The sequence below is a fragment of the Ideonella livida genome (assembly GCF_010499455.1).
In the GTDB taxonomy this organism is placed as follows: Bacteria; Pseudomonadota; Gammaproteobacteria; order Burkholderiales; family Burkholderiaceae_C; genus Ideonella; species Ideonella livida.
The window spans coordinates 11,702-35,112 of record NZ_JAAGOH010000028.1 but is presented as its reverse complement, the minus strand read 5'-3'; the positions used below and the strand labels follow the sequence as shown (position 1 = coordinate 35,112).

Annotated in this window: 18 protein-coding genes; 5 read left to right on the top strand and 13 right to left on the bottom strand. The window is 67.5% G+C overall.

Annotated elements, in window-relative coordinates; translation table 11 throughout:
• Nucleotides 1–34: 34 nt before the first annotated feature.
• Complete coding sequence (locus G3A44_RS18235; protein WP_163459187.1) at nucleotides 35–2,860, top strand: PAS domain-containing hybrid sensor histidine kinase/response regulator; 2,826 nt, start codon at nucleotides 35–37, stop codon at nucleotides 2,858–2,860.
• On the opposite strand, the gene G3A44_RS18230 is transcribed toward G3A44_RS18235, so the two are convergent.
• From G3A44_RS18230 to G3A44_RS18175, 12 genes are all read right to left on the bottom strand, one after another.
• Nucleotides 2,799–3,449, bottom strand: coding sequence for a hypothetical protein (locus G3A44_RS18230; RefSeq protein WP_163459186.1), 651 nt, complete (start codon nucleotides 3,447–3,449; stop codon nucleotides 2,799–2,801). The genes G3A44_RS18235 and G3A44_RS18230 overlap by 62 nt on opposite strands.
• Before the next feature lie 156 nt (nucleotides 3,450–3,605).
• Entirely contained in the window at nucleotides 3,606–4,529 is a 924-nt protein-coding gene (locus G3A44_RS18225) for an SDR family oxidoreductase (RefSeq protein WP_163459185.1), read from the bottom strand.
• 9 nt (nucleotides 4,530–4,538) lie between these two features.
• The gene (locus G3A44_RS18220; RefSeq protein ID WP_163459184.1) at nucleotides 4,539–5,744 is read right to left on the bottom strand and encodes an acyl-CoA dehydrogenase family protein; all 1,206 of its coding nucleotides are present in this window, start codon (nucleotides 5,742–5,744) and stop codon (nucleotides 4,539–4,541) included.
• A 158-nt stretch (nucleotides 5,745–5,902) separates the two neighbouring features.
• Nucleotides 5,903–9,052 (bottom strand): type I restriction endonuclease subunit R, encoded by a 3,150-nt coding sequence (locus G3A44_RS18215; RefSeq protein ID WP_163459183.1) that lies wholly within the window; start codon nucleotides 9,050–9,052, stop codon nucleotides 5,903–5,905.
• A gap of 1 nt (nucleotide 9,053) precedes the next feature.
• Nucleotides 9,054–10,631 carry a DUF8451 domain-containing protein gene (locus tag G3A44_RS18210; protein ID WP_239061953.1) on the bottom strand — a complete coding sequence of 526 codons (1,578 nt, stop codon included), beginning with the start codon at nucleotides 10,629–10,631 and terminating at the stop codon, nucleotides 9,054–9,056.
• Nucleotides 10,532–11,134 carry a virulence RhuM family protein gene (locus G3A44_RS18205; protein WP_163459182.1) on the bottom strand — a complete coding sequence of 201 codons (603 nt, stop codon included), beginning with the start codon at nucleotides 11,132–11,134 and terminating at the stop codon, nucleotides 10,532–10,534. The genes G3A44_RS18210 and G3A44_RS18205 overlap by 100 nt, the downstream gene beginning before the upstream one ends.
• Before the next feature lie 33 nt (nucleotides 11,135–11,167).
• A complete protein-coding gene (locus tag G3A44_RS18200) occupies nucleotides 11,168–12,463 on the bottom strand; it encodes a restriction endonuclease subunit S (RefSeq protein WP_163459181.1) in 1,296 nt (431 codons plus the stop codon).
• The gene (locus G3A44_RS18195) at nucleotides 12,453–14,171 is read right to left on the bottom strand and encodes a class I SAM-dependent DNA methyltransferase (RefSeq protein WP_163459180.1); all 1,719 of its coding nucleotides are present in this window, start codon (nucleotides 14,169–14,171) and stop codon (nucleotides 12,453–12,455) included. Before G3A44_RS18195 ends, G3A44_RS18200 begins: the two co-directional genes overlap by 11 nt.
• A gap of 21 nt (nucleotides 14,172–14,192) precedes the next feature.
• Entirely contained in the window at nucleotides 14,193–14,438 is a 246-nt protein-coding gene (locus G3A44_RS18190) for a type II toxin -antitoxin system TacA 1-like antitoxin (RefSeq protein ID WP_163459179.1), read from the bottom strand.
• A gap of 75 nt (nucleotides 14,439–14,513) precedes the next feature.
• Nucleotides 14,514–15,173, bottom strand: a complete 660-nt coding sequence (gene leuD, locus G3A44_RS18185) for a 3-isopropylmalate dehydratase small subunit (protein ID WP_163459178.1) — start codon at nucleotides 15,171–15,173, stop codon at nucleotides 14,514–14,516.
• Nucleotides 15,170–16,597: a 3-isopropylmalate dehydratase large subunit gene (gene leuC / locus G3A44_RS18180; RefSeq protein ID WP_163459177.1), complete on the bottom strand. Its 1,428-nt coding sequence runs from the start codon at nucleotides 16,595–16,597 to the stop codon at nucleotides 15,170–15,172. Before leuC ends, leuD begins: the two co-directional genes overlap by 4 nt.
• Before the next feature lie 29 nt (nucleotides 16,598–16,626).
• On the bottom strand, nucleotides 16,627–17,529 hold the full coding sequence (locus G3A44_RS18175) for an alpha/beta fold hydrolase (RefSeq protein WP_163459176.1): 903 nt from the start codon (nucleotides 17,527–17,529) through the stop codon (nucleotides 16,627–16,629).
• 122 nt (nucleotides 17,530–17,651) lie between these two features.
• Between G3A44_RS18175 and G3A44_RS18170 the strand changes: the two genes are divergently transcribed.
• The 4 genes from G3A44_RS18170 (at nucleotide 17,652) to G3A44_RS18155 (ending at nucleotide 22,146) form a co-directional block, all read left to right on the top strand.
• Nucleotides 17,652–18,566, top strand: coding sequence for a LysR family transcriptional regulator (locus tag G3A44_RS18170; protein ID WP_163459175.1), 915 nt, complete (start codon nucleotides 17,652–17,654; stop codon nucleotides 18,564–18,566).
• Between the two features lie 158 nt (nucleotides 18,567–18,724).
• Nucleotides 18,725–20,368, top strand: coding sequence for a sensor domain-containing diguanylate cyclase (locus G3A44_RS18165; protein WP_163459174.1), 1,644 nt, complete (start codon nucleotides 18,725–18,727; stop codon nucleotides 20,366–20,368).
• On the top strand, nucleotides 20,358–21,647 hold the full coding sequence (locus tag G3A44_RS18160) for a hypothetical protein (RefSeq protein ID WP_163459173.1): 1,290 nt from the start codon (nucleotides 20,358–20,360) through the stop codon (nucleotides 21,645–21,647). Before G3A44_RS18165 ends, G3A44_RS18160 begins: the two co-directional genes overlap by 11 nt.
• Nucleotides 21,648–21,660: 13 nt before the next feature.
• Nucleotides 21,661–22,146 carry a hypothetical protein gene (locus tag G3A44_RS18155; protein ID WP_163459172.1) on the top strand — a complete coding sequence of 162 codons (486 nt, stop codon included), beginning with the start codon at nucleotides 21,661–21,663 and terminating at the stop codon, nucleotides 22,144–22,146.
• A 30-nt stretch (nucleotides 22,147–22,176) separates the two neighbouring features.
• Here G3A44_RS18155 and G3A44_RS18150 read toward each other — a convergent pair whose 3' ends face one another.
• Entirely contained in the window at nucleotides 22,177–23,364 is a 1,188-nt protein-coding gene (locus G3A44_RS18150; protein WP_163459171.1) for a pyridoxal phosphate-dependent aminotransferase, read from the bottom strand.
• Nucleotides 23,365–23,411 lie beyond the last annotated feature (47 nt).

Here is a 23,411-nt window from a genome sequence, read left to right as displayed (position 1 = left end):
CAGACATCCAGCGGCAAAGCTGGCGCAACACACCATGGGAGCGACTTACGGGATGGCGGCCGCCGGCTTCTGGGGGCCGGCCTTCGACCTGCTGCCCGAGGCGGCCTTCGTGCACGACCACGACGGCCGCCTGCTGGCAGCCAATGCGCAGGCCCAGGCCCTGACCGGCCATGCGCCCACGGCCCTGGTTGGCCGCGAGCTGACCGGGCTGGACCTGGAGTTCGAGCTGCCGGTGGCCCAGATCTTGTGGGCCCAGGTGCAGGCCGGCGTGCCGCAGGCGGTGCATGGCCGGCTGCGGCATGCCGACGGCCGCCTGGTGCCCGTGGCCTGGCAGATCACGCTGCTGCCCGGCGACCCCGACCGGCGCCTGTACCTGCGCACCGCCCGCGAATGCCCACCGCCCCTGAGCCCGGCCACGCCGCTGCCGCCCGAAGCGGCGGCCGCCCAGGCCGCTGACGAGGAGCACTTCCGCCGCATCTTCGAAACCTCGCACCTGGGCTTCTCCATCACCCGGCTGGCTGACGGACGGCTGCTGGAGGTCAACCCCGCGTTTGCCCGCATGCTGGGCATGCGGGCCGACGAGCTGGTGGGGCGCACGGTGGGCGAGCTCTCGTTGTGGGTGGACACCGCGCAGCGGGCCGAGTTCGTGCAGCAGGTCAGCGCCGGGCGCGAGGTGACCGCGCTGCAGGTGCAGCTGCAAGGCCGCGGCCGGCGGCTGGATGTGCAGCTCTCGGCCAAGCGCCTGCGCCTGCGGGGCGAGGCCGTGCTGGTCAACGTGGCCACCGACATCACCGCCACCGTGCAGGCCCAGGCCCAGTTGCAGCAGCGCGAGCACGAGGTGCTGGCCATCGTCGACAACATTCCCGCCCTCATCGGCTACTGGGACCAGCAAGGCCTCAACCGCTTTGCCAACACCGCCTATGCCGCGCGCTTCGGCCTGACCCCGGCCGAGCTGCTGGGGCGCCACCTGGCCGAGGTGATGGACCCAGGGCAGTACCAGGCGCTGCAGCAGCCGCTGGGCGCCGTGCTGGCGGGGCTGCGCCAAAGCTTCGAGCTGCCGATCAGCAGCACCGCCAGCGGGCTGAGGCACCAGGGGCTGGCCCAGTACATCCCCGACCTGCGCGACGGCCGCACCGTGGGCTTCCACGTCATCATCACCGACATCACCCCGCTCAAGGAGGCCCGGGCCGAGCTGCAGCGCCACCGCGACCAGCTGGAGGAGCTGGTGGAGGAGCGCACCCGCGAGCTGACCGCCGCCAAGGGTGAGGCCGAGCAGGCCAACCGGGCCAAGAGCACCTTCCTGGCCAACATGAGCCACGAGATCCGCACGCCCATGAACGCCATCGTGGGCATGGCCGCGCTGCTGCGCGACACGCCACTGGACGCCACCCAGCGGCAGCGCCTGGACAAGCTGGAGGCGGCCAGCCAGCACCTGCTGTCCCTGCTCAATGACGTGCTGGACTTCTCCCGCATCGAGGCCGGCCGCCTGGGCCTGGAGGACATCGACTTTTCGCTGGACGAGGTGCTGGGGCGCGCCGCCAGCCTGCTGGAAGGCGACGCCCTGGCCAAAGGCCTGACGCTGCGGTTTGAGCACCAAGGCCTGCCCCTGTGGCTGCGCGGTGACCCCACGCGCCTGCGGCAGTGCCTGCTCAACCTGGCGGGCAACGCCGTCAAGTTCACCGAGCGGGGCCAGGTGCAGGTGATCGCCAGCGCCGACGGCCCGCCCGACGCCACCGGCGCGCTCACCCTGCGCATCACCGTGCAGGACACCGGCCCCGGCGTGTCCGCCGAGCGCCTGGGCGGCCTGTTCGCCCCCTTTGAGCAGGCCGACCACAGCACCACCCGCCGGCATGGCGGCTCCGGCCTGGGCCTGGCCATCACCCGCGAGCTGGCCCGCCTGATGGGCGGCGAGGCCGGGGCCCGGAGCCAGCCCGGTCAGGGCAGCCGCTTCTGGTTCACCGCCCGGGTGCGCGCCGGGCGCGCACCCGCGCCACCGGCGCCGGGTGTGGCGCTGCTCACCCCGGCCCAGCGCCTGCGCCAACGCCGGCAGCCAGCGCGGGTGCTGCTGGTGGAAGACCATCCGGTCAACCGCGAGGTGGCCACCGCCATGCTGCAGGCCGCGGGCTGCCAGGTGGACCACGCCGCCGACGGCGTGCAGGCCCTGCAACGGCTGCAGCCCCTGGCCCACGACCTGGTGCTGATGGATGTGCAAATGCCTGTCATGGACGGCCTGGAGGCCACGCGGCAGCTGCGTGCCCTGCCCGGCTGCGCGCGCCTGCCGGTGCTGGCGATGACCGCCAACGCCTTTGCCGAAGACCGACAGGACTGCCTGGCCGCCGGCATGGACGACTTCATCGCCAAGCCGGTGGAGCCCGAGGCCCTGCATGCACTGCTGCTGAAGTGGCTGCCGGCCGAGGCCCCGCCGGCCCCCGTGCCCGCCAACCCGCCGGTGGCCCCGGCCGCCGGCCGGCCCACCGTGCTGCTGGCCCACCTGGCCCGGGTGCCGGGGCTGGACGTGCCGCGCGGCCTGGGCTTCAGCGGCCATGACAGCGCCCTGTACCTGCGCCTGCTGCGCCTGTTCCTGGACAAGCACGGGCAGGACACCGCCGCCCTGTCCCGGGCCCTGGCCGACGGCGACCTGGCCGGTCTGCACGCCCTGGTGCACCGGCTCAAAGGCTCGGCTGGCAGCGCCGGCGCCATGGCCCTGCACGACCAGTGCCAGGCGCTGCTGCTGCGGGGCCACACCCTGGAGCGTGCCGCCGGCGGACGGCTGCCCGACCCTCAACATGCCCGGGACGTCACCGCCCTGGGCGACGCCCTGCAGGCGCTGCTGCACGGCCTGCGGCAGGTGCTGGGCTGAGGCGGCGGGGGGCCCTCAGGGCTGCTGCACCACCCGGTTGCGCCCTCCCGCCTTGGCGGCGTACATGGCCTGGTCGGCGCGCCGCTGCAACTCGGCCAGGCCACCCGGCCCACCACGTCGCTGGCGCGGAACTGCTGCTGCAGGCAGTGCGCCACCGCCCGCAGCACGCGGTCGCCCACAGCACCACCCCCGAGGCCGCGCCCACCCAGGCCCCCAGCAAGATGAAGCTGCCCGAAAGGTGCATGAAGAACCAGATCACGCGCAGCTCATCCGCCGGGGAGTTCAGCAAGCCCGAGAGGTTGACCACCAGGCTCAGGCCCCAATGTGCCCAGCACGCCACCCCAAAGCGCTGCGGATGGCCCCACAGCAAGCCAAACGTCAGCAGGTTGGCCACCAAAAACACCCGCACCACCCAACGGTGCACCGCACTCAAGCTCACGGCCCCCAGGGCGTCGGCGGTGGTGAAGACCGCGGTGATGAGCACCGCAATGCCCAACACCGCCAGCAAGAAGCGGTAGCGGAACTGCTCGTGCTCCTGGTCCTCGCCAAAACGCGCGCCGCCCCATTGCCAGCGGCTTGAACAGGACAAGGACTGGGCGGGGTGGGCGGCGGGCGGGACCACACCCGTTGGCGAACGATGCGTGAAGTTCACGGTGGCTGGCCGACGTTGGCGCGGCGTGCGGATCAATACCGTGGAGCCTACTCCTGCCACCGGCCGGCGCCAAGCCGGGCGACGGCCAAAACCTCACGGCGCCGCGTCGCGCAGCGCCTGCAGCAACTGCTCGCGCAGCGCCGGCTTTTCGGCAAAGGGGTCGCTGGGGTTGCGGCCCTGCACGATGTCCTGCATGCGCGTGGCCACCGTGCCCAGGGCCTGCGGGTGGCTGTAGATGTAGAACTGCCGCTCGGCCACGGCGGCAAACACCTTGGCCGCGATCTCTTCGGCCGTCACCCGGCCCTTGGCCACCGAAAGCTCGGTGAGTGCCGCCGCCACCCGCTGGCTGGGCGTGGCCGCCGCCACACCTTCGCCCTCCCCCCCCTGCCCCGCCGCCCAGCGTGCCTGCGAGGCGGCAATGCCCGTGGGCACCGAATACGGGCACAGCACCGAGGCCCGCACGCGCTCGCTCACCAGCGCCAGGTCTTGGTACAGGGTTTCACTCAGCGCCACCACCGCATGCTTGCTCACCGTGTAGGCGCCCACATTGGGCAGGCTCAGCAGCCCGGCCATGGAGGCGCTGTTGACCAGGTGGCCCTCATAGGCCGGGTCGCGCGCCGCCTCGGCCAGCATCAGCGGGGTGAACAGGCGCACGCCGTGCACCACGCCCATCAGGTTGATGCCCAGCAGCCACTCCCACTGCGCCAGCGTGTGCTCCCAGATGAAGCCGCCGCAGGTCACGCCGGCGTTGTTGAACACCAGATGCGGCACGCCAAAGCGCGCCAGCGTGGCGTCCACCAGGCCCTGCATGGCCGTGGCGCTGGACACGTCCACGCCCAGGGCCAGCACCTCGGCGCCCTGCCCGGCCAGCTCGGTCGCCACGCGCTGCGCGGCCTGCTCCTGCACATCGGCCAGCACCAGCTTCATGCCCCGGCGCGCCCCTTCACGCGCCAGCGCCAGGCCAAAGCCCGACGCCGCGCCGGTGATGACGGCGGTGCGGCCCTCAAACGTCTGCATGGCGGGGGCTCACCGGTAAGCCGAGAGTTCGAGCTTGGCCACGTGGTTGCGGTGCACCTCGTCCGGGCCGTCGGCCAGGCGCAGGCTGCGGGCGTAGGTGTAGGGGTGGGTCAAGCCCATCGCGTGGTCCATGCCGCCACCGCCGTGGGCCTGAATGGCCCAGTCGATCACCTCGCACGCCATGTTGGCGGCGGCCACCTTCATCATGGCAATCTCTTTGGCCGCCACCTTGTTGCCCACGGTGTCCATGCGCCAGGCGGCGTGCAGCACCAGCAGGCGGGCTTGGTTGATCTGGATGCGGGCGTTGGCAATGCGCTCGCGGGTCACGGTTTGGTCGGCCACCGGGCGGCCAAAGGCCACGCGGCTGAGGGTGCGGCGGCACATCTTCTCCAGCGCCCGCTCGGCACAGCCAATCACGCGCATGCAGTGGTGAATGCGGCCCGGGCCCAGGCGGCCCTGGGCGATCTCAAAGCCCCGGCCCTCGCCCAGCAGCAGGTGGCTCACCGGCACGCGCACGTTGGTGAACTCCACCTCGGCATGGCCGTGCGGCGCATCGTCGTAGCCGTAGACGGTGAGGTGGCGCACGATGCGGATGCCCGGCGTGTGGCGCGGCACCAGGATCATGCTTTGCTGGCGGTGGCGGTCGGGGTTGTTCGGGTCGGTCTTGCCCATCAGGATGAACACGCCCACACGCGGGTCGGCCGCGCCGGAGGTCCACCACTTGCGGGCGTTGATGACGTAGTGGTCACCGTCGCGCTCAATGCGCGCCTCGATATTGGTGGCATCGCTGCTGGCCACGGCCGGCTCGGTCATGGCAAAGGCGCTGCGCATCTCGCCGGCCAGCAGGGGCTGCAGCCACTGGGCCTGCTGCTCTGGGGTGCCGTAGCGCACCAGGGTTTCCATGTTGCCGGTGTCGGGTGCGGAGCAATTGAAGACCTCGGAGGCCCACATCACCCGGCCCATCTCCTCGGCCAGCGGGGCATATTCCACATTGGTCAGCCCCGCGCCCAGTTCCGACTCCGGCAGGAACAGGTTCCACAGCCCGGCGGCCTTGGCCTTGGGCTTGAGCGCCTCGATCAGCGGCAGCACCTTCCAGCGCTCACCGCTGTTGACCTCTTCTTCGTAGCGCGCCTCGTTGGGGTAGATGTGCTCGGCCATGAAGGCCTTGAGGCGGGCCAGCAGGTCTTGCGAACGGGGCGAGTGGCTGAAATCCATGGGGTGTCTCCGGCAAATGCGTGGTGCGATGGGGGCACTGTGGCGGGGCCGGACACATCAGTCCAATGTATTTCAGGAATCACATTTCATTAATTTCATTGATGACAAAAGCCTCATCCCGCCACATCGCCAGGCGCCACCGCCCCCCAAGAGCGGCCTCAGGCCGTCCAGTGCGCTGACAACTCCTCCGCCTGCTGGAGCACCAACTCCACCGCCTGGGGTTGCTGGTCGGGCGGGTACTTCCATTTCTGCAGGCAGCGCCGCACCAGAATCCGCAGCTTGGCGCGCACGCTCTCGCGCACCTGCCAATCCACCGTGGTGCTGGCGCGCAGCTTCTCGGTCACCTCCACGGCAATCTTCTTCAGCACCTCGTCGCCCAGTTCGCGCACCGCGCTTTCATTGCTGGCCAGGGCGTCATAGAAGGCGATTTCGTCGGGGCTCAGGCCCAGCGCCGCCTCGCGCTCCAGGGTGGCCTGAAACTCCTTGGCCATCTGGATCAGCTCTTCGATGACCTGGGCCGTCTCCACCGCCCGGTTGTGGTACTTGCGCAAGGTCTCCAGCAGGCGGTCGCCGTACTTTTTCTCCTGCACCACGTTGTGGCGGGCCCGCGCCTTGATTTCATCGCGCAGCAGCTTTTCCAGCAGCTCCACCGCCAGGTTGCGGCTTTTCATCTGGCGCACATCTTCAAGGAACTCGTCGGACAGCAGGCCGATGTTGGGCTTGTCCAAGCCCGCCAGCGCAAACACATCGGCCACACCGTCGGCAATGATGGCGTTGTCCAAAATCTGTTTGAGCGCGCTGTTTTTCTCGGCGTCGCTGCGTTTTTTGTCCACGGTGGTGAACTTGGCAATCGCCGCCTTGATGGCCGAGAAGAAAGCAATCTCTTTGCGCAACGCCCCCGCCTCGTCCAGCGTGCCGCACAGCGAAAACGCCTTGGCCACCGCCACCATGGTGTCCAGAAAGCGGGTCTTGCCATCCTTCAGGCCCAGGAGGTGGTTGGCCGCCGGCACCAGCAGCGGCAGTGCTTGGGTTTCATAGGCGCTGTAGTCAAAGCCGTGCATCAGGCCGCGCACGATGTCCATCTTCTCTAGCAGCACGGCCAGGGCCTCGGCGGCGTTGTGCGTGGGGTCGCCTTTGCCCTTGGCGTCGGTGTAGGCCTTCAGGGCCGCCTTCAGCTCGTTGGCAATGCCGATGTAATCGACCACCAGCCCGCCCGGCTTGTTCTTGAACACCCGGTTGACGCGGGCAATGGCCTGCATCAGGTTGTGGCCCTTCATGGGCTTGTCGATGTACATGGTGTGGCAGCACGGGGCATCAAAGCCCGTCAGCCACATGTCGCGCACGATCACCAGCTTCAGCGGGTCGCGCACATCCTTGAACCGGGCCTCCAGCCGCTTCTTCACCTGCTTGCTGTAGAGGTGCGGTTGCAGCAGCGCCTTGTCGGCCGCCGAGCCCGTCATGATGATCTTGATGGCACCTTGTTCGGGGTCGGTGCTGTGCCAATCGGGCCGCAGCGCCACGATGGCGTTGTAGAGCTGCGCGCAGATGTCGCGGCTCATGCACACGACCATGGCCTTGCCATCCACCACCGAGATGCGCGCCTCAAAGTGCTGGATCAGGTCGCGTGCCACCTGCTGCAAGCGGGGCTCAGAGCCCACCAGCTTCTCCAGCGCCGCCCATTCGCTCTTGGTTTTCTCGCGGTGGGCGATGTCTTCTTCATCCTCCACCACCTCGTCCACCTGGGCGTTGAGCGAGTCGATCTCGGCCTGGTTCACATCCAGCTTGGCCAGGCGGCTCTCGTAGAAGATGGGCACGGTGGCACCGTCGTCCACCGCATCCTGGATGTCGTAGATGCTGACGTAGTCACCAAAAACGGCGCGGGTGTCTTTGTCTTCCAGCGCAATCGGCGTGCCGGTGAAACCAATGAAGGTGGCGTTCTGGAGCGCATCGCGCAGGTGCTTGGCATAGCCAAACACGTACTGGCCGGTCTTGGTGTCCAGGCGCCCTTTGGTGCCGTACTGGCTGCGGTGCGCTTCGTCTGAAATCACCACGATGTTGCGGCGGGCCGAGAGCAGCGGGTGCGCCTGCTCACCCTCCAGCAGGGCGAACTTCTGCACCGTGGTGAAGATGATGCCGCCGGCCTCCCGCGAAGCCAGCATCTTGCGCAGCTCATCACGGTCGCCCGCTTGCACCGGCGTGGTCTTGAGCAAATCAGCGGCCGCACTGAAGGTGGCAAACAGCTGGCCGTCCAGGTCGTTACGGTCGGTCACCACCACCAGCGTGGGGTTCTTCATCTCGGGCTGCTGCAGCAGTTTGCCGGCGTAGCAGGCCATGGTGATGCTCTTGCCCGAACCCTGCGTGTGCCACACCACCCCGGCTTTGCGTGAGCCCGGTTGGACCTCTTTGCCGTAGGTGGCCCGCTCTTCGTGCACGGCCAACAGGCCCTTGTCGGCATCTTGGGCGGCAATCACCGTGGCGCGCACCGCCTCGCGCACGGCATGGAACTGGTGATAGCCCGCGATCTTCTTGACGATGTGGTCGCCGTCCTGCTCAAACAGCACAAAGTGCCGCACGTAGTCCAAAAACAGCTCGGGCTGGAAGAAGCCGCGCACCACGGTTTCCAGCTCCATCTGCAGGCGTGGCCGGTCGTCTTCATGGGCGATGGTGCGCCAGGGCAGCATGCGCTCGGCATTGGCGGTGAGCGAGCCCACCCGTGCCGTCCAGCCGTCGCTCACCACCAGGGCCGCGTTGCTGTTGAACAGGTCGCTGATCTCGTCCTTGTAGGTCTGCAGTTGGTTGAAGGCATCCCACACATCGGTCTGCTCGTTGGCGGGGTTCTTCAGCTCCACCACGGCCAGCGGCAAGCCGTTCACAAAGGCAATCACATCCGGCCGGCGCGGCTGTTTGGTGCCGGTGATGGTGAACTGGTTCACCACCAGAAAGTCGTTGTGGCGGGGCTGCGCAAAGTCGATGAAGTGCACCAGATCGGTCTTCTTCTCGTCGCCCACCGCAAATTCCACCATCACCCCGTTCAGCAGCAGGCGGTGGGCGCTGCGGTTGCGCACCACCATCTGGGGTTCGCTCAGGCGCTGCAACGCATGGGCCGCCTGCTCCAGCGCGGCGGGGGGCAGGTGCGGGTTGATGCGCGCCAGCGCCGCCAGCAGCCGCTCACGCAGCACCACCTGGCGGTAGTCGGTGCGCTCAGGCGCGGCACTGTCGGGGGCAATGTCTGGGCCGTGGGCAAAGTGCCAACCGGTTTCCTGGAACCAACCCAGGCAGAGTTCTTCAAGTTGTTGTTCGTTCAGCATGTCACGGCTCCAGCACTTCCCAATGGCCACCCTTGTTCGGTCCGACGCGGCGCAGTCGGCCCTGCGCCTTGAGCTTGGCCAGTTGCTTTTCAACGGCCCGAGGCGTCAGACCCAAGCGTTGGGCCAAAGTGGGTGAGGTCAGCTTGGGGTTCTGTTCCAGCAGCGCCAACAGGGTTGCGGAGGTTTCTACCGAACTTTCTACCGAACTTTCTACCGAACTTGGCGGGGCAAGTTCGGCAACGGCCCAGCGCATCTCCAGCACCGAATGCTCCTGCGGCTCGAACAGCTCCACCAGCCGCACCGTGTGCCCCAGGTCCTGCCAGCCATGCAGGATGCGTGACATCCCCGAGCCCGCTCGCTCGCCCAGGCCAATCATCAGGAACATCTGCTGCATCGTGCGATTGCGGCAGTCGCTCACGCCGCCTTGCAAGGCCAGCGCAGCCGGCACCCGCAGGCCGCCCGGATTGCGAAAACTGAACCCCGCGGGCTCCTTCACCACCAGCACCGAAAGCCGCCCGCTGAAGTCCGCATGCACCAGCGCGTTCACCAACGCCTCGCGCAGCGCTTTGTGCGCCGGGGTGTCGTCCTGGCGCACGCCGTCTTTCAGCACGAACGGCACTTTCAGATCCGCTGTCAGCCGCGTGACCACCCGGCGGTAAAAGTCAAACACGTTGCCCGACCAAGCGCCATCCGGCACCACACGATCCAGCCAGCGCACGCTGGTGGCGTAATCGGCCGGGCGCTCCTGGTAGTCCAGAAAGTAGTGCGGCAAGGCCTCGCTGATGGCGATCCACTGCCCAAACATCAGCAGCCCGGCCAGCGTCAAACCCGCCTCGCCAGTGGCCCGGTCTTCCCGCCAGCCCCCCAGCATGCGCAGAAAACCCTGGTCATCCAAAGCCAGCCAGGGGTGGTCGGGTTTGTCGGCGCGGAAGATGTTGCGGTAGGCCTTCAGGCTGTCGGCGTCCAGATCCTTCAGGCCAAAGAGTGGAAGGATGCGGCTGTCGCGGCTGTCCTCCATCTGCTCGGCCAGCATGCGTTTGACGTCTTCGTCAGGCAGCGGCCGGTCGCCCTCGTTCAAGCGCCGGTAGGTGTTGCCGCCCAAGGGATTGGGCGTGAGGTACACCGGGCGCTGCTGCCGGCGTGCGCGGGGGATCTCGACGACCAGCAAGGTCTTGCCCGCCACACGCCATTCACGCACCTGCTGATCAGTCAGCAGGTTGGCGCTTACCTTCTGGCGGTTGTTGAGGTGGTTGAACAGCTCGGTGCGCACCTTGTCGGGGTTCTCGATGCCCACGGGTTCAAAGTGGCCCTTGCGCTCGCGCATGCCCAGGATCACCACGCCTCCGTCCGTATTGGCCATGGCGCTGTAGGTGGGCCAGAAATCCTCTGGCAGGGCCCCCTTGCCGTCACGGCCACCCGCGAGCTTGCATTCGAGCGCGACAGATTCGCGCAACCGGCCGAGGTCTTCGAGTGTTTCGTTCAGCATCTTGGATGCCCTTGCGCTTTCACATGCAGCCTGACGAGCGGCAACGCCAGCGCCGAGATGCTTTGCTCGTCGTACTGCTGAAGCAGGCTCCAACTGCGGGCGTAGTCGGCAATCACCGCCAGCACGGCGGCGCCTTCGGCGTTGACCCGTTGTTGGTGGTTCAGCGTGCGTGAGAGCAGGCTGAGGGCCTGTTCAAAATCGATGCCGCGTTCGGCCAGGCGTTGCTGGTGCAGGGTGTAGCCCTGGACGAGGTGGTCTTTCAGGGTGCGGGTGGCCCATTGGCGGAACTGGGTGGCGCGTTTTGAACTGACCCGGTAGCCCACCGAAAGAATGGCATCCAGGTTGTAGTGCTTGATGCGGCGGCGCACCTTGCGCTGGCCTTCGTCGCGAACCACTAAGAATTCCTTAGCAGTTGCTTCCTCGGCCAGTTCCTCGTCCTTGAAGATGTTCTTCAAGTGCATGAGGACGTTCTCGGGCGTGGTATCGAACAACTCACCCATTTGTGCTTGGCTGAGCCAAACGGTGTCCCTGTCCATGGCCACAGTCAGTTGTGCTTGGCCGTCTTGTGTGGTGTAAATCGTGACTTGTTGGGTCATCTTTATTCTCCCTGCCGATTTGGACGCTACAGGCTATTTAGCGTGCTCCATCGGTATTTCTGAAACGCAGATTTCGCCGGAGAGAAGTTTGGGGAGGAGGGCATCCCGCGTTTTCGTCAATTCTCGCGATTGCAACCGAATCGAAATAATTTCATCTATCAAAGGCGATATCAATTTTGCTGCTTGAGCAAAAAAATCCGCCGATGGAGTCGCGATTCTTGCATCTGTAAGGTGCTTGCGCTGAATATGACCCATGGTGGTCGCCTTGTTTGCAGCAATCTCGCGGAAATTGGCTAAATGATGCTTAGTTGCTAGCAAGTAAAACCACTTTGGCACAACAGATGATGTTACTTTGAAAAGGTGCTGATTAAGAGCGCCGACACCTCCAGTCCAAACATCTACTTCCAACGATCCCGACCAAGAAAAAAGCACATCGCCGTCGCACACGATATATTCAGGTTTTAGTTTGGATGCGGCTTTATCAGCACCACCAGTATGCCCGGCACGCAACTGTGCAATTTTAATTACCGGCAAGAAGTCGGACACGCTCTGTGGTGGAAATTTCTGAAGTGCGAGTCCATTCAGATAATTTGCAACAGAATCAAGCGACTTCGCTTCCCACCCCTTCGGAATCTCCCCCAACGCCGATTCCACCATCTCATCGGGAAACAGCGCGGCGGTGGCGGCGAGTTGCTCGAAGCTTTCAGTGGGCAGCGCGTCGAGTTCTTCTTCGGGTTTGCCGCTGATGGCGCTCATCGCGGCGCGCAGCGGGTCGCGGCCTTCGGCAAGGGCTGCGATTTTGGCTTTGACCGGGTCGAAATCCACAAACCATGATTTGAAGATGGCTTGCGCCATGGCTTCCAGGGTTTGGTTGATGCGGCGGTTGAGGTCAATCTTCTTATCAATTGAATGGATCACTTGGGCGATCCGGTCTTGAATGTGCCTGCCTGGAATCCACAACGGCATGCCGTAGATGTAGTTCCTGTTCAGCGAAGGTTGGGCACTGCCGGAGTTATACCTGGCAAGATCAAGTTCTGCTAATTTGTAGAAGGCAAAGAGCGGATTGTTTTCGAGAAAATCTGTGACGTAGAGGCAGGTGTTGTGCGGCCAGTAGTCTGTTTCACAGTAATGAACTCGGCCCATTGATGCGCCACTTCGCCCAATCACAACACCTGGGCCAAACGCTTTGAATTCCGAGTGGGTTCCGTTTTGGCCGGCAGATCCCATAACAGGAAAATGGCCTGGCCGCTGTTCGCTTGCGGTTAAATCATGCCCCCGCTGGAGTCGAACAAATTCCCCCAGGGTTATCTGATGCCAGTCAGATTGCATAACCCAGCCCCGCCAAATTCTTCTTGATCTCCGCCTCCAGCTTCGCACTCTCAGCAAACTGCTCCGCCAGTTGCGCCGTCAGCCGTGCCATCTTGTCGGCAAAGGCTTCGCCGTCTTCTGCCTGCTCTTCGGCGCCCACATACCGCCCCGGCGTCAGCACATGCTCGTGCTTGCGGATGTCATCCAGTGAGGCGGAATAGCAAAAGCCCGGTGCATCGGCGTAGCCCTCGCCATGCTGCCAAGCGTGGAAGGTGCTGGCGATTTTTTGGATGTCTTCCACCCTGAAGTCGCGCAGCACGCGGTCTTTCATGTAGCCGAGTTGGCGGGCGTCGATGAACAAAAACTGGCCGCGCCGGTCGCGCTTCTTTTTGTTCAGGTTGAAGCCGTTGGCCTTGTCTTTGGTGAGGAACCAGATGCAAGCCGGGATTTGCGTGTTGGTGAAGAGCTGGCCGGGCAGCGCCACCATGCATTCCACCAAGTCGCGCTCCACCAAAGCTTTCCGAATCTCGCCTTCGTTGTTGGTGTTGCTGCTCATCGAGCCATTGGCCAGCAGCAGGGCCATGCTGCCGGTGGGGGCCAGGTGGTGCAGCATGTGCTGCAACCAAGCAAAGTTGGCGTTGCCGGGGGGCGGGGTGCAGCCGGGCAGCCAGCGCGGGTCGTGCTCCAGCTTGGCGTTCCACCATTCCTTCATGTTGAAGGGGGGGTTGGCCATCACGTAGTCGGCGCGCAGGTCGGGGTGCAGGTCGTTTTGCAGGGTGTCGCCGGGTTGGCCGCCAAAGTTGAAATCCAGGCCCCGGATGGCCATGTTCATGGCGGCCAGCTTCCAGGTGGTGGGGTTGCTTTCTTGGCCGTACACGCTGATCTGGCCGGCTTTGCCCTGCACCAGCGCGCTGCCGTGCTGGGTGATGAATTCTTCGCTCTGCACAAAAAAGCCACCCGAGCCCATGGCGGGGTCGTACACCCGGCCTTTGAAGGGCTGCAGCATTTCCACAATCAGCGTGACGATGCTTTTGGGCGTGTAGTACTGGCCGCCTTTTTTGCCTTCGGCCAGGGCGAACTGGCCCAGGAAGTACTCGTACACATGGCCCAGGATGTCTTTGCTCTTCAGGTCCAGCGGCTGGCCGTTGTAGCTGGGCTGGCTGAAGTTGGTGTCTGAAAAGTGGGCGATCAAATCGGCCAGCTTGTGGCTGTCGATCTGGGTGCGCGCAAAGTCTTTGTTCAGCACGTTCTTGAGCCGGCTGTTCTCGCGCTCCACAGCCTCCATGGCGTTGTCGATCAGCCAGCCCACGGTGCGCATCTTCTCGGGCGTGTCTTTGCCCGGAGCGTTCCACGGCAAGGCCTCGCCGGGCGGCAGTTGGGCCAGGTCGCGCAGGGTTTGCCAGCGCGCCTCAAAGGGCACCCAGAAGACGTTTTTCTCGGTGTAGTAGTCGCGCACTTCCAGCTCGGCGGCCAGGTTGGCTTCGTACTCTTCGGTGCCGGCGCCGCCGTAGGCGTCGGGGTCCATGAAGTAGTCGTGCGCGGGGTCTTGGAACTGCTGGCGCAGTTCACGCTGGCGCTCTTCAAAGGCGTCAGACACGTACTTCAGAAAGATCAGGCCCAGCACCACATGCTTGTAGACCGAGGCGTCCAGAGAGGAGCGCAACTTGTCGGCGGCGGTCCAGAGCTTTTTTTCCAGCTCGTTGAAAAAGTGCTGTTCGTTGGGGTTCATGCGCGGTCTCGCGGACAAAGGTCAAAGACTGGGGCGGTGTGGGCTGGGGCCTTGCGCAGGCGCCACGCCGCCGGCGGCCGCAGCGGGCCGGCGCGAGGGCGGCAGCGGCGCCGAGGTGGGCAGGCCATGCTGCCGGGCGTACTCCAGCACCAAGACTTCCACCATCGACGCCACCGAGCGCCGCTCCAGCTCTGCCGCCTGGCGCAACAGCTGCTTGATGTCCGCCGAGGTGCGGATGGAAAGGGTTTCGTCCTTGAAGCGCGGCATGGCGGCATCCCGTCAATGGTGTGCCGCCAATGTAATGCCTAACCGGCAGTGCGCCGGAGGCGCGGTGGGGTCAGATCAGGCCAAGCGCGCCCGCGCCCCCGCCGCCACATCCTTCACCCACGGCTGCGCAGCCCAGTGGGCTTGCGCAAACGCCTCAGTCTGCGCACGGTAGGTGAGCGAGAGGCCGATGCTGTCCAGCCCTTCCAGGAACATGCGGCGGTGGCGGGGCAGCAGCTCAAAGCGGGTTTGAAGGGTGGCGCTGTGCAGGGTTTGGGTGGCCACGTCCAGGGTGAACGGGGTGTGGTGGGGGTCGTCGGCCTCGTCCATGAGCTGGGCGATGTGGGCGGGGGGCAGCATCACCAGCAGCAGGCGGTTGTTCATGGCGTTGCTGTAGAAGATTTCGCCAAAGCTGGGGGCGACGATGGCGCGGATGCCGTACTGCTGCAGGCCCCACACGGCGTGCTCGCGGCTGGAGCCGCAGCCAAAGTTGGCACCGCCCACCAAGATGGCGGCGCCGGCCCCGGCGGGCTGGTTGAGCACGCAGTCGGGGCGGGGCTGGCCCTGGGCGTCAAAGCGCAGGTCGTAGAGCAGGCCGTCTCTCAGGCCAGATTTGTCGATGCCGCGCAGAAACTGCTTGGGCATGATCTGGTCGGTGTCGAGGTTCTCGATGCGCAAGGCGGCGGCGCGGCCGGTGATTTGTGCGGTGTCGGCGGCGGTGTTCAGGCTGTCGCTCATGCCAGGATCTCCAGGGTGCGGGCGTCGGTGAGGCGGCCGGTGACGGCGGCGGCAGCCGCCATGGCGGGGCTCATCAGGTGGGTGATGGCGCCGCGGCCCTGGCGGCCTTCAAAGTTGCGGTTGGTGGTGGAGGCGCAGCGCACGCCGGGGGCGAGCACGTCGTCGTTCATGGCCAGGCACATGGAGCAGCCGGGGCGGCGCCATTCGCAGCCGGCGTCCAGAAACACGCGGTCCAGGCCCTCGGCCTCGGCGGCGGCGCGCACGGCGCCGCTGCCGGGCACCACCATCACGCGCACGCCGGCGGCCACGCGGCGGCCGCGCAGCAGGGCGGCGGCGGCGCGCAGGTCTTCGATGCGGCCATTGGTGCACGAGCCGATGAACACATGCTGGATGGGCGTGCCGGCCAGCGGCGCGCCTTCGGCCAGGCCGGTGTAGGCCAGGGCGCGGCGGGCGCTTTGGCGCTCGGGGCCATCGGCCAGGTCAGCCAACAGCGGCAGGTGGCCGTCAATGGGTGCCACCTGGTCGGGGCTGGTGCCCCAGGTGATTTGCGGGGCCAGGCCGCTGGCGTCGAACTGGTGCTCGGTGTCAAAGCGGGCGCCGGGGTCGCTGCGCAGGTCTTGCCAGGCGGTCAGGGCGGCGGCGCGGTGCGCGGCCAGGTCAGGCGCACGGGCCATCACGTAGTCGATGGCGGCGGCATCCGGGGCGATGAGGGCGCCCCGGGCGCCGGCTTCCACCGCCATGTTGCACAGGGTGAAGCGGGCCTCGATGCTGAGCGCGTCAATCGCCGGGCCGCTGAACTCCACCACATGGCCGCGCGCGCCCTGGGCGCCGATGCGGCCGATGATGTGCAGGATCAGGTCTTTGGCGGTCACACCGGTGGCGAGCTGGCCGTTCACGCGGATGTGCATGGCCAGGGCCACGCGGTAGGCCAGGGTCTGGGTGGCCAGCACATGCTCCACCTCGGTGGTGCCAATGCCAAAACCCAGCGCGCCCAGGGCGCCATAGGTGGTGGTGTGGCTGTCGCCGCAGATCACCACCATGCCGGGGCGGATGAGGCCGTGCTCGGGCGCCACCACGTGCTCAATGCCCTGCAGCGGGTCGTGGGTGTCAAACAGCGGGATGCCGAAGTGCTCGCAGTTCTTGTTGAGGTTGCTGGCCTGCAGGGCCGAAGGCGCGTCGGCAATCACGCGAATGGCCGTGGGGTGGGTGGGGATGATGTGGCTGACCACGGCCACGTTCTGGCCGGGCAGCGGCACACCGCGGCCCTGCTCGTACAGCCCGGCAAAGGCCTGCGGGCTGGTGTATTCGTTCATCAGGTGCAGGTCGCAAAAGAGCAGCACGTTCTCGTCGTCCAGGCGGGCGACGGTGTGGCTGTCCACCAGCTTTTGGTAGAGCGTGCGGGGGGTGCGGGGCGTGGTGGTCATGGGGCGGTGGGGTGGCGACGCGGGGAGGTTCAGGCGGCAAAGAAGGGCAGCACCTCGTCCAGCAGGGCTTGGGGCGCCTCTTCGGCGATGTAGTGGCCGCAGTCCAGCGCGCGGCCGCGCACGTCGGTGGCCACGGCGCGCCATTCGTGCAGCGGTTGGAAGCAGCGGTGCACCACGCCCTCGCGGCCCCACAGCACCAGCAGCGGCATGGGCAGCAGGCGGTGGGCGTCGCGGTCGGCCTGGTCGTGTTCCAGGTCGATGCCGGCGCTGGCGCGGTAGTCCTCGCACAGGCCGTGGGCGGTGCCGGGCAGGGCCAGGGCGCGCTGGTAGGCGGCCAGGGCGCGGGGGTCAAACGGGGCCAGGCCGGCACTGCGCCGGCCCATCACGTCACGCACATAGGCGGCGGGGTCGGCCTCAATCAAGCGCTCGGGCAGCGGTGCGGGCTGGATGAGGAAGAACCAGTGCCAGTAGGCGCGGGCAAAGGTCTCGGTGGTCTGGCGGTACATGGCCAGGGTGGGGGCGATGTCCAGCAGCGCCAGGCGGCGCACGGCCCGCGGGTGGTCTTGCGCCAGGCGGTGGGCCACGCGGGCGCCCCGGTCGTGGGCCAGCACGTCAAAGCGCTCGTGGCCCAGGGCGCGCATCGCGGCCAGCAGGTCTTGCGCCATCACGCGCTTGCTGTAGTTGGCATGGTCAGGCTCACCCGGGGGCTTGGACGAGTCGCCATAACCCCGCAGGTCGGCCAGCACCAAGGTGTGGTGCTGGGCCAGGGCTGGCGCCACACGGTGCCACAGCGCGTGGGTTTGCGGGTGGCCGTGCAGCAGCAGCAGGGGCGTGCCCCGCCCGCCGCTGCGCACATGGATCTGCACGCCGGGGGCGGTCTGCACGGTGTGGGTGGTGAAGCCGGGGAAGAGGTCGTCGGGCGGGGTGGTCATGGCGGTGGAGGCGTTCAGGTCGGGTTCAGCGCAGCGGGTGTGCCCATGCTAGTGATGAACACAGTCCACATAATGTTTTCTGAAGACTCGCTTTGTGTCTTTGAATTCATGAATGTGCAGCCATGGACGGTTTTTCTGACCTCGCTTTTTTCAGCCTGCTGGTGCGCCAGGGCAGCTTGGCGGCCACGGCCCAGCAACTGGGGCTGACGCCCCCGGCGGTGAGCAAGCGCCTGGCCGCGCTGGAGCGGCGGCTGGGCGTGCGCCTGCTGCTGCGCACCACGCGGCGCATCAGCCTGACGCCTGAGGGCGAAACCTACCTGGCCGGCGGCGCCCGGGTGCTGGAGGAGCTGCAGGCGCTGGAGGCCACGGTGGCCGGTGCACGCAGCCAGCCGCAAGGCCTGCTGCGGGTGAGCGCCACGCTGGGATTTGGCCGGCGGCACATCGCGCCCCTGCTCTCAGCCTTTGCCCGGCGGCATCCGCAGGTGGAGGTGCAGCTGCACCTGAGCGAGCGGCCCCTGAGCCTGGTGGAAGAAGGGTTTGATGTGCAGGTGCGCTTTGGCGAGGTGCCCGACGGCCGCCTCTCCGCCCGGCTGCTGGCGCACAACCAGCGCGTGCTGTGCGCCGCCCCCGCCTACCTGCAGCGCGCCGGCACGCCCGCCACCCCGCGCGAGCTGGCGCAACACGCCTGCCTGTTCATCCGCGAGGCCGACGAGATCTTTGGCCACTGGCACCTGCGCCAAGGCAGCAAGGCAGAAACCGTGAAGGTGCGCGGCCCGCTGGCCGCCAACGATGGCGAGTGCGTGCTGGCCTGGGCGCTGGAGGGGCACGGCATCTTGATGCGCTCGCTGTGGGAGGTGGCCCCCCTGCTGCGCGCCGGCACCCTGGTGCAGGTGCTGCCGGATTGGACCCTGCCGCCGGCCGACATTCACGCCGTGTTCCCCGCGCGCCCGCTGCTGGCGGCCAAGACCCGGGCGCTGGTGGATGCCTTGCTGGCGGCGTTTGAGCCGCACCGGCAGGCGGTGGATGGGGGGTGGTGAGGCGGCTTGAAGACACGGGCAGGTGAGCCGGCATCGTGAACGGCGTGCAGAACCGGCAAAAACCTGGCGCCGCCGCGGTTGGCGCTCAAGTCGCCCCCCCGCCGGACGAAAGTATGCGCAAAACCCAGTCTGAGCGCCCCCCAGGGACGCCACTGCAAATGTCATCCAGTCTTCATGCCCGCTTTCGGCGTGCCTTGCTGCTCACCTCTGCGGTCCTCGTCCTGGCCATGCTCGCCTTGGTCTGGCCGCTCGCGGCGGAACACCGGCGCCAGGAGCTGAACCAGACCGTCGAAGCCGCCGTGCAGGCGATGGTGCCGTCGCTGGCCGCTGGGGCCTATGCCTTTGACGCCACCGTGCTGCAAGAGCTGGGGGCCGGCCTGGTGCGCCTGCCCGCGGTGCAGGCCGTTGAGGTGCGGCTGGTAGACCGCACGCTGGCGCCGTCGGTCCAGCTGGCACGCCCCGGGACTGACCTCAGCCTGCTGGCCACCCCCCATTGGACCGTACCGCTGAGCTCGCCGTTTTCAGCCACGGAAACCGTGGGCTGGCTGCAGGTGTGGATGAACACCGGCCACCTGGAGGAAGAGGTACGCACGGAAGTCCTGCGCCTGCTGCTGCTCCAGGCCCTGCTGGTGGCCACCACGCTGGCGGTGGTCCAGCGGCTGGCGCGCCGTCTGCTCTCGCAACCCATGCACCAGCTGGCTGAGCGGCTGGCCAGCGCCCAGCCGGGGCAGGCATTGGGCCTGCCACTGCCGCCGGAGCATGCGCACGACGAGATCGGCACCGTCACCCAGTCGGTCAACCAGCTGCTGCAATTGCAACTACAGGCCCTGCAGCGCGAACGGGCCCTGCGCGCGGAGATCGCGGCCATGGAGCAGCGCTACCGCAGCATCTTCGTGGCCAGCGCTGCGGGACAGTTCCTGCTGGACGGCGAAGACCGGCTGCTGGACGCCAACCCAGCCCTGGCGCGCCTGCTGGGCTGGCCCGAAGGCCGCCAGCAACTGGCTGCCCAGGGCGGCGCCGTGGGCCTGCTGGACCCCACCGGCGCGGGCCTGGCCGATCTGGTGGCTGCGGTGCGCCAGACCGGCCAGACCCAGTCGGCTGACCTGCCGCTGGTGGCCGCCGGCCGGCCCGTCTTCTGGGCCCACTGTGTGCTGAGCCCCTTGCCCGTGGAGGACACCGACCGGCAGCGCTGGAGCGTGGAGGGCGCACTGCATGACATCACCCAGCGCAAACTGGAAGAAGAGCGCACCCGGCACCTGGCCGACCACGACACCCTGACCGGCCTGCGCAGCCGCGCCTTCTTTGAACGCCACCTGCAACATGCGCTGAACCAGGCACGCGACCGTGGCGAGCCGCTGGCGCTGCTCTACATCGACTTGGACGGGTTCAAGGCGGTCAACGACCAGCTCGGCCACGCCGCTGGCGACCAGGTGCTGGTGACCACGGCGCAGCGGCTGCGGCTGATCTTCCGGCGCCGCGAAGACCTGGTAGGCCGGCTGGGTGGCGACGAACTGGTGGTGCTGCTACCGGGCTTGGACGCTCATGCCCCCGAGGTGCGCCAGCAGGCCCTGCAGCTCATTGAGCAGCTGCGCCAACCCGTGCCGCTGACCGATGGCCGCAGCTGCCAGGTCGGGGCCAGTGTGGGCGCCGCAAGCTATCCCCTTCATGCCCACTCGCCCGTGGGTCTTTTGGCCGCTGCGGATCAGGCCATGTATGTCGTCAAGCAGGCGGGCAAGGGCTGCTTTGCGGTGGCTGAAGCGACTTTGGACGCCTTGACACCGGACACCGCCCATGCCGCTTGATCACCTGGCACCTGTGGCCCCGCCCGCCGCCCCGGTCACGTCGCCCAGCCTGGCGGTGCTGGGTGTCTGGGGATCCGCACTGCTGCTGCCGCTGCTGGGGGCCGTGCCAGCCACCACGGGCTGGGCCCAGGGGGTCGCGGCCACGGACCCGGCATCGGCCCCGCCCGTCGGCCAGACTGCAGCCAGTCCGCCGACGTCGGCGGGGGCTGCGGCGGGGACCCGCGACCCCGGGACCTTCAGCCTGAGTGGCTTTGGCTCCTTGGTGCTGGGCCGCACGGCCGGTGCCTGCAGCGCGGCGCAGCTGGGTGGCACCCAGGCCGGGCCGTGCACACGCTTTGTGGCCGACTGGGCCCATGGCGGCCTGTACCAGGACCACTGGAGCCTGCAACCTGAAACCCGTGCCGGCCTGCAGGCCGACTGGCGTCTGGCCCCCCAACTGAGTCTGACCACCCAGCTCACCGCCCGCACCGCCCTGCGCCGCCCGCTGCAGCTGGAATGGGCCTACGCCACCTGGCGGCTCAGCCCCGACTGGCAGCTGCAGCTGGGGCGCAAGCGGCTACCGCTATACCACTACTCCGACTTCCAGGACGTGGGCTTCGCTTTTGACACCGTGCGACCCAGCCCCGACGTCTACGGCTGGGACGTCGTCAACTACAACGGCCTGAGCCTGGCCTACACCCATCGGCAGGGCGCACTGAACTTGCGCGCCGAGCTGCTGCTGGGGCAGGAACGCAGCACCGACAACGCCTTCCTGGGCCTGTTCGACCTGCGCTCGCGCACGCTGGAATGGCGAGACATCCGCGGTCTGGTGCTGGAGGCCTCCCAAGACGGCTGGAGCGGCCGGCTCAGCCACCTGCAGGCCCAATACCGCCAGACCGACGCCAGCACCGGCACGGTGGAGGTGCCGTTGGGCGGCCCGCCGCAGCGCTTCTCGGGCCTGGCCATCAACCGCGACTGGGGGCCCTGGGCACTGCGCAGCGAATGGGGCCAGACCCACCGCCCCGCCCTGCACTACCGGGCGCGCTTCCACCTGGCCACGCTGGGCTGGCGCGACGGGGCCAGCACCTGGACCGCCGGACACAACGCTTACCAGGAAACGTCTTTGGACACCGGCCTGGGCACTTACGGCCACCATGGCTGGCTGCTGGCCTGGCGCCGGGAGCTGCATCCCGGCACGGCCTTCAAGCTGCAGTGGGACCAACTGCACGACACCAGTCAGCCCAGCCCGGCGGTGGGCAACGCGCAGGTGTTCAGCGCCTCGTATGACTTCATCTTTTGAGGTGGGGCTTGCCATGCACCACCCCCTCCTTTGCCACGCCTTCACCCTGGCCATGGCCACCAGCCTGGCCGGGCTGGGCGTGCCCATCGTCGCCCGGGCCCAGGGCGGGCCCGAACCCGAGCTGCTGGTGGTGGTGGGCCAGGGCAGTGCCGTCACCACCGCCGAAGTGCGCCAGCTCTTTGACCTCTACACCGGCCGGCGAACCGCCCTGCCCGGTCACCCCGCCACCCAGCCCATTGAACAGCACCGCGGCGCCGAGGCCCGCGCCCTGTTCTATGCCGGCCTGGGCCAGGCCACACCCGCCCAGGTGGACAGCCACTGGGCACGCCTGCAGTTCTCGGGTCGCTTGCGTCCGCCCCTCCAGGCCCGTGACGACGCGGACATGGCACGGCGTCTGCGCGCCGACCCCAACGCCATTGGCTACCTGCTGGCGCCGACCAAAGAGCCCGGACTGCGCGTGGTGCTGCGCCTGCCGCCCCGGCCGGCCAGCAGCCCCTGAGTCGCCGCCACACGCCGGGCCGTCCAACCTTCAAACGCCCAAAAAGCGCCGCAGCCGCTGCACGCCCTCGCGCAGCTTGTGGTCATCGCTCACGGCGTGGCACCAGCGCAGCCAGCCTTCGCCCTCGGCGCCAAAAGCGGCGCCGGGCGCCAGGCCCAGGCCGACTTGTTGCACCAGTTGTTTGGCCAGCGCCAAAGAGTCGCCGTGGCCGGCCAGGCGGAAGAACACATACATGGCGCCGCCGGCCTCGGGCACCTCCACACCCGGCAGCGCGGCCAGGGCGGTGCTCAGCAGCTGGCGGCTGTGGCTGAGGGATTCGCGCAGGCGGGCCACGTCGGCCTCACCCTGTTGCAAGGCGGCGGTGGCGGCACGCTGCACCGGCTCGAACTGGCAGGAGAAGTTGTACTCGGCCACCTTGCCGGCGTCGTCCACCAGGCTGGCGGGCAGCACCATCCAGCCGGCGCGCCAGCCGGTCATGCACCAGGCCTTGGAGAAGCTGTTGACCGAGATGAGGCGATCCTGCGGGTCGGCCGTTCGCAGCAGCGAGGGGGCGCTGGCCTGGGTGGGGTCATAGACCAGGCGCTCGTACACGTCGTCGCTCAGGATCCAGATGCCGTGGCGGCGGCAGTGCGCCTGCACGGCCTGCAAGCTGGCGGCATCAATCGTCCAGCCGGTGGGGTTGTTGGGTGAGTTGAGCACCAGCAGGCGGGTGTCGGGGGTCAGCGCGTCCAGCAGGCGCTGCAGGTCCAGCGACCAGCGGCCGTCTTGAACAACCAAGGACACCCGTGCCACGCTGGCGCCGAACAGGCGTGGCGCCTCCACCAAGTTGGGCCACAGCGGGGTGACGGCCACCACCCGGTCACCGGGAGAGAGCAGCAGCTCATAGGCCATCAACAGGCCGGCCATGCCGGAGGGCACCGACACCACACGCTCTGGCCCCAGCGGGCGGCCGTGCAAGGCGCTCAGGTAGACGGCGATGGCCTCACGCAGGTAGGGCCGGCCCAGGTTCTGCGCGTAGAAGGTCTCCCCCTGAGCCAGCGACTGCTGCGCCGCCTGATGGATGTAGGGCGCGGTGGGCCGGTCGGATTCGCCAAACCAGAAGGGCAGCACATCGGTGCGGCCCATGCCGGCGTTGGCCACTTCGCGGATGAGGGAGCCCGCCAGTTGGCGGACGGCGGGGCGGGCCTGGGGCGCGGCGCCAGAAAGTGCAGTGGACATGAACAGAGGCCTGGGAATGAGGAGGAGAAAGGCGCGGGCACCCAGGG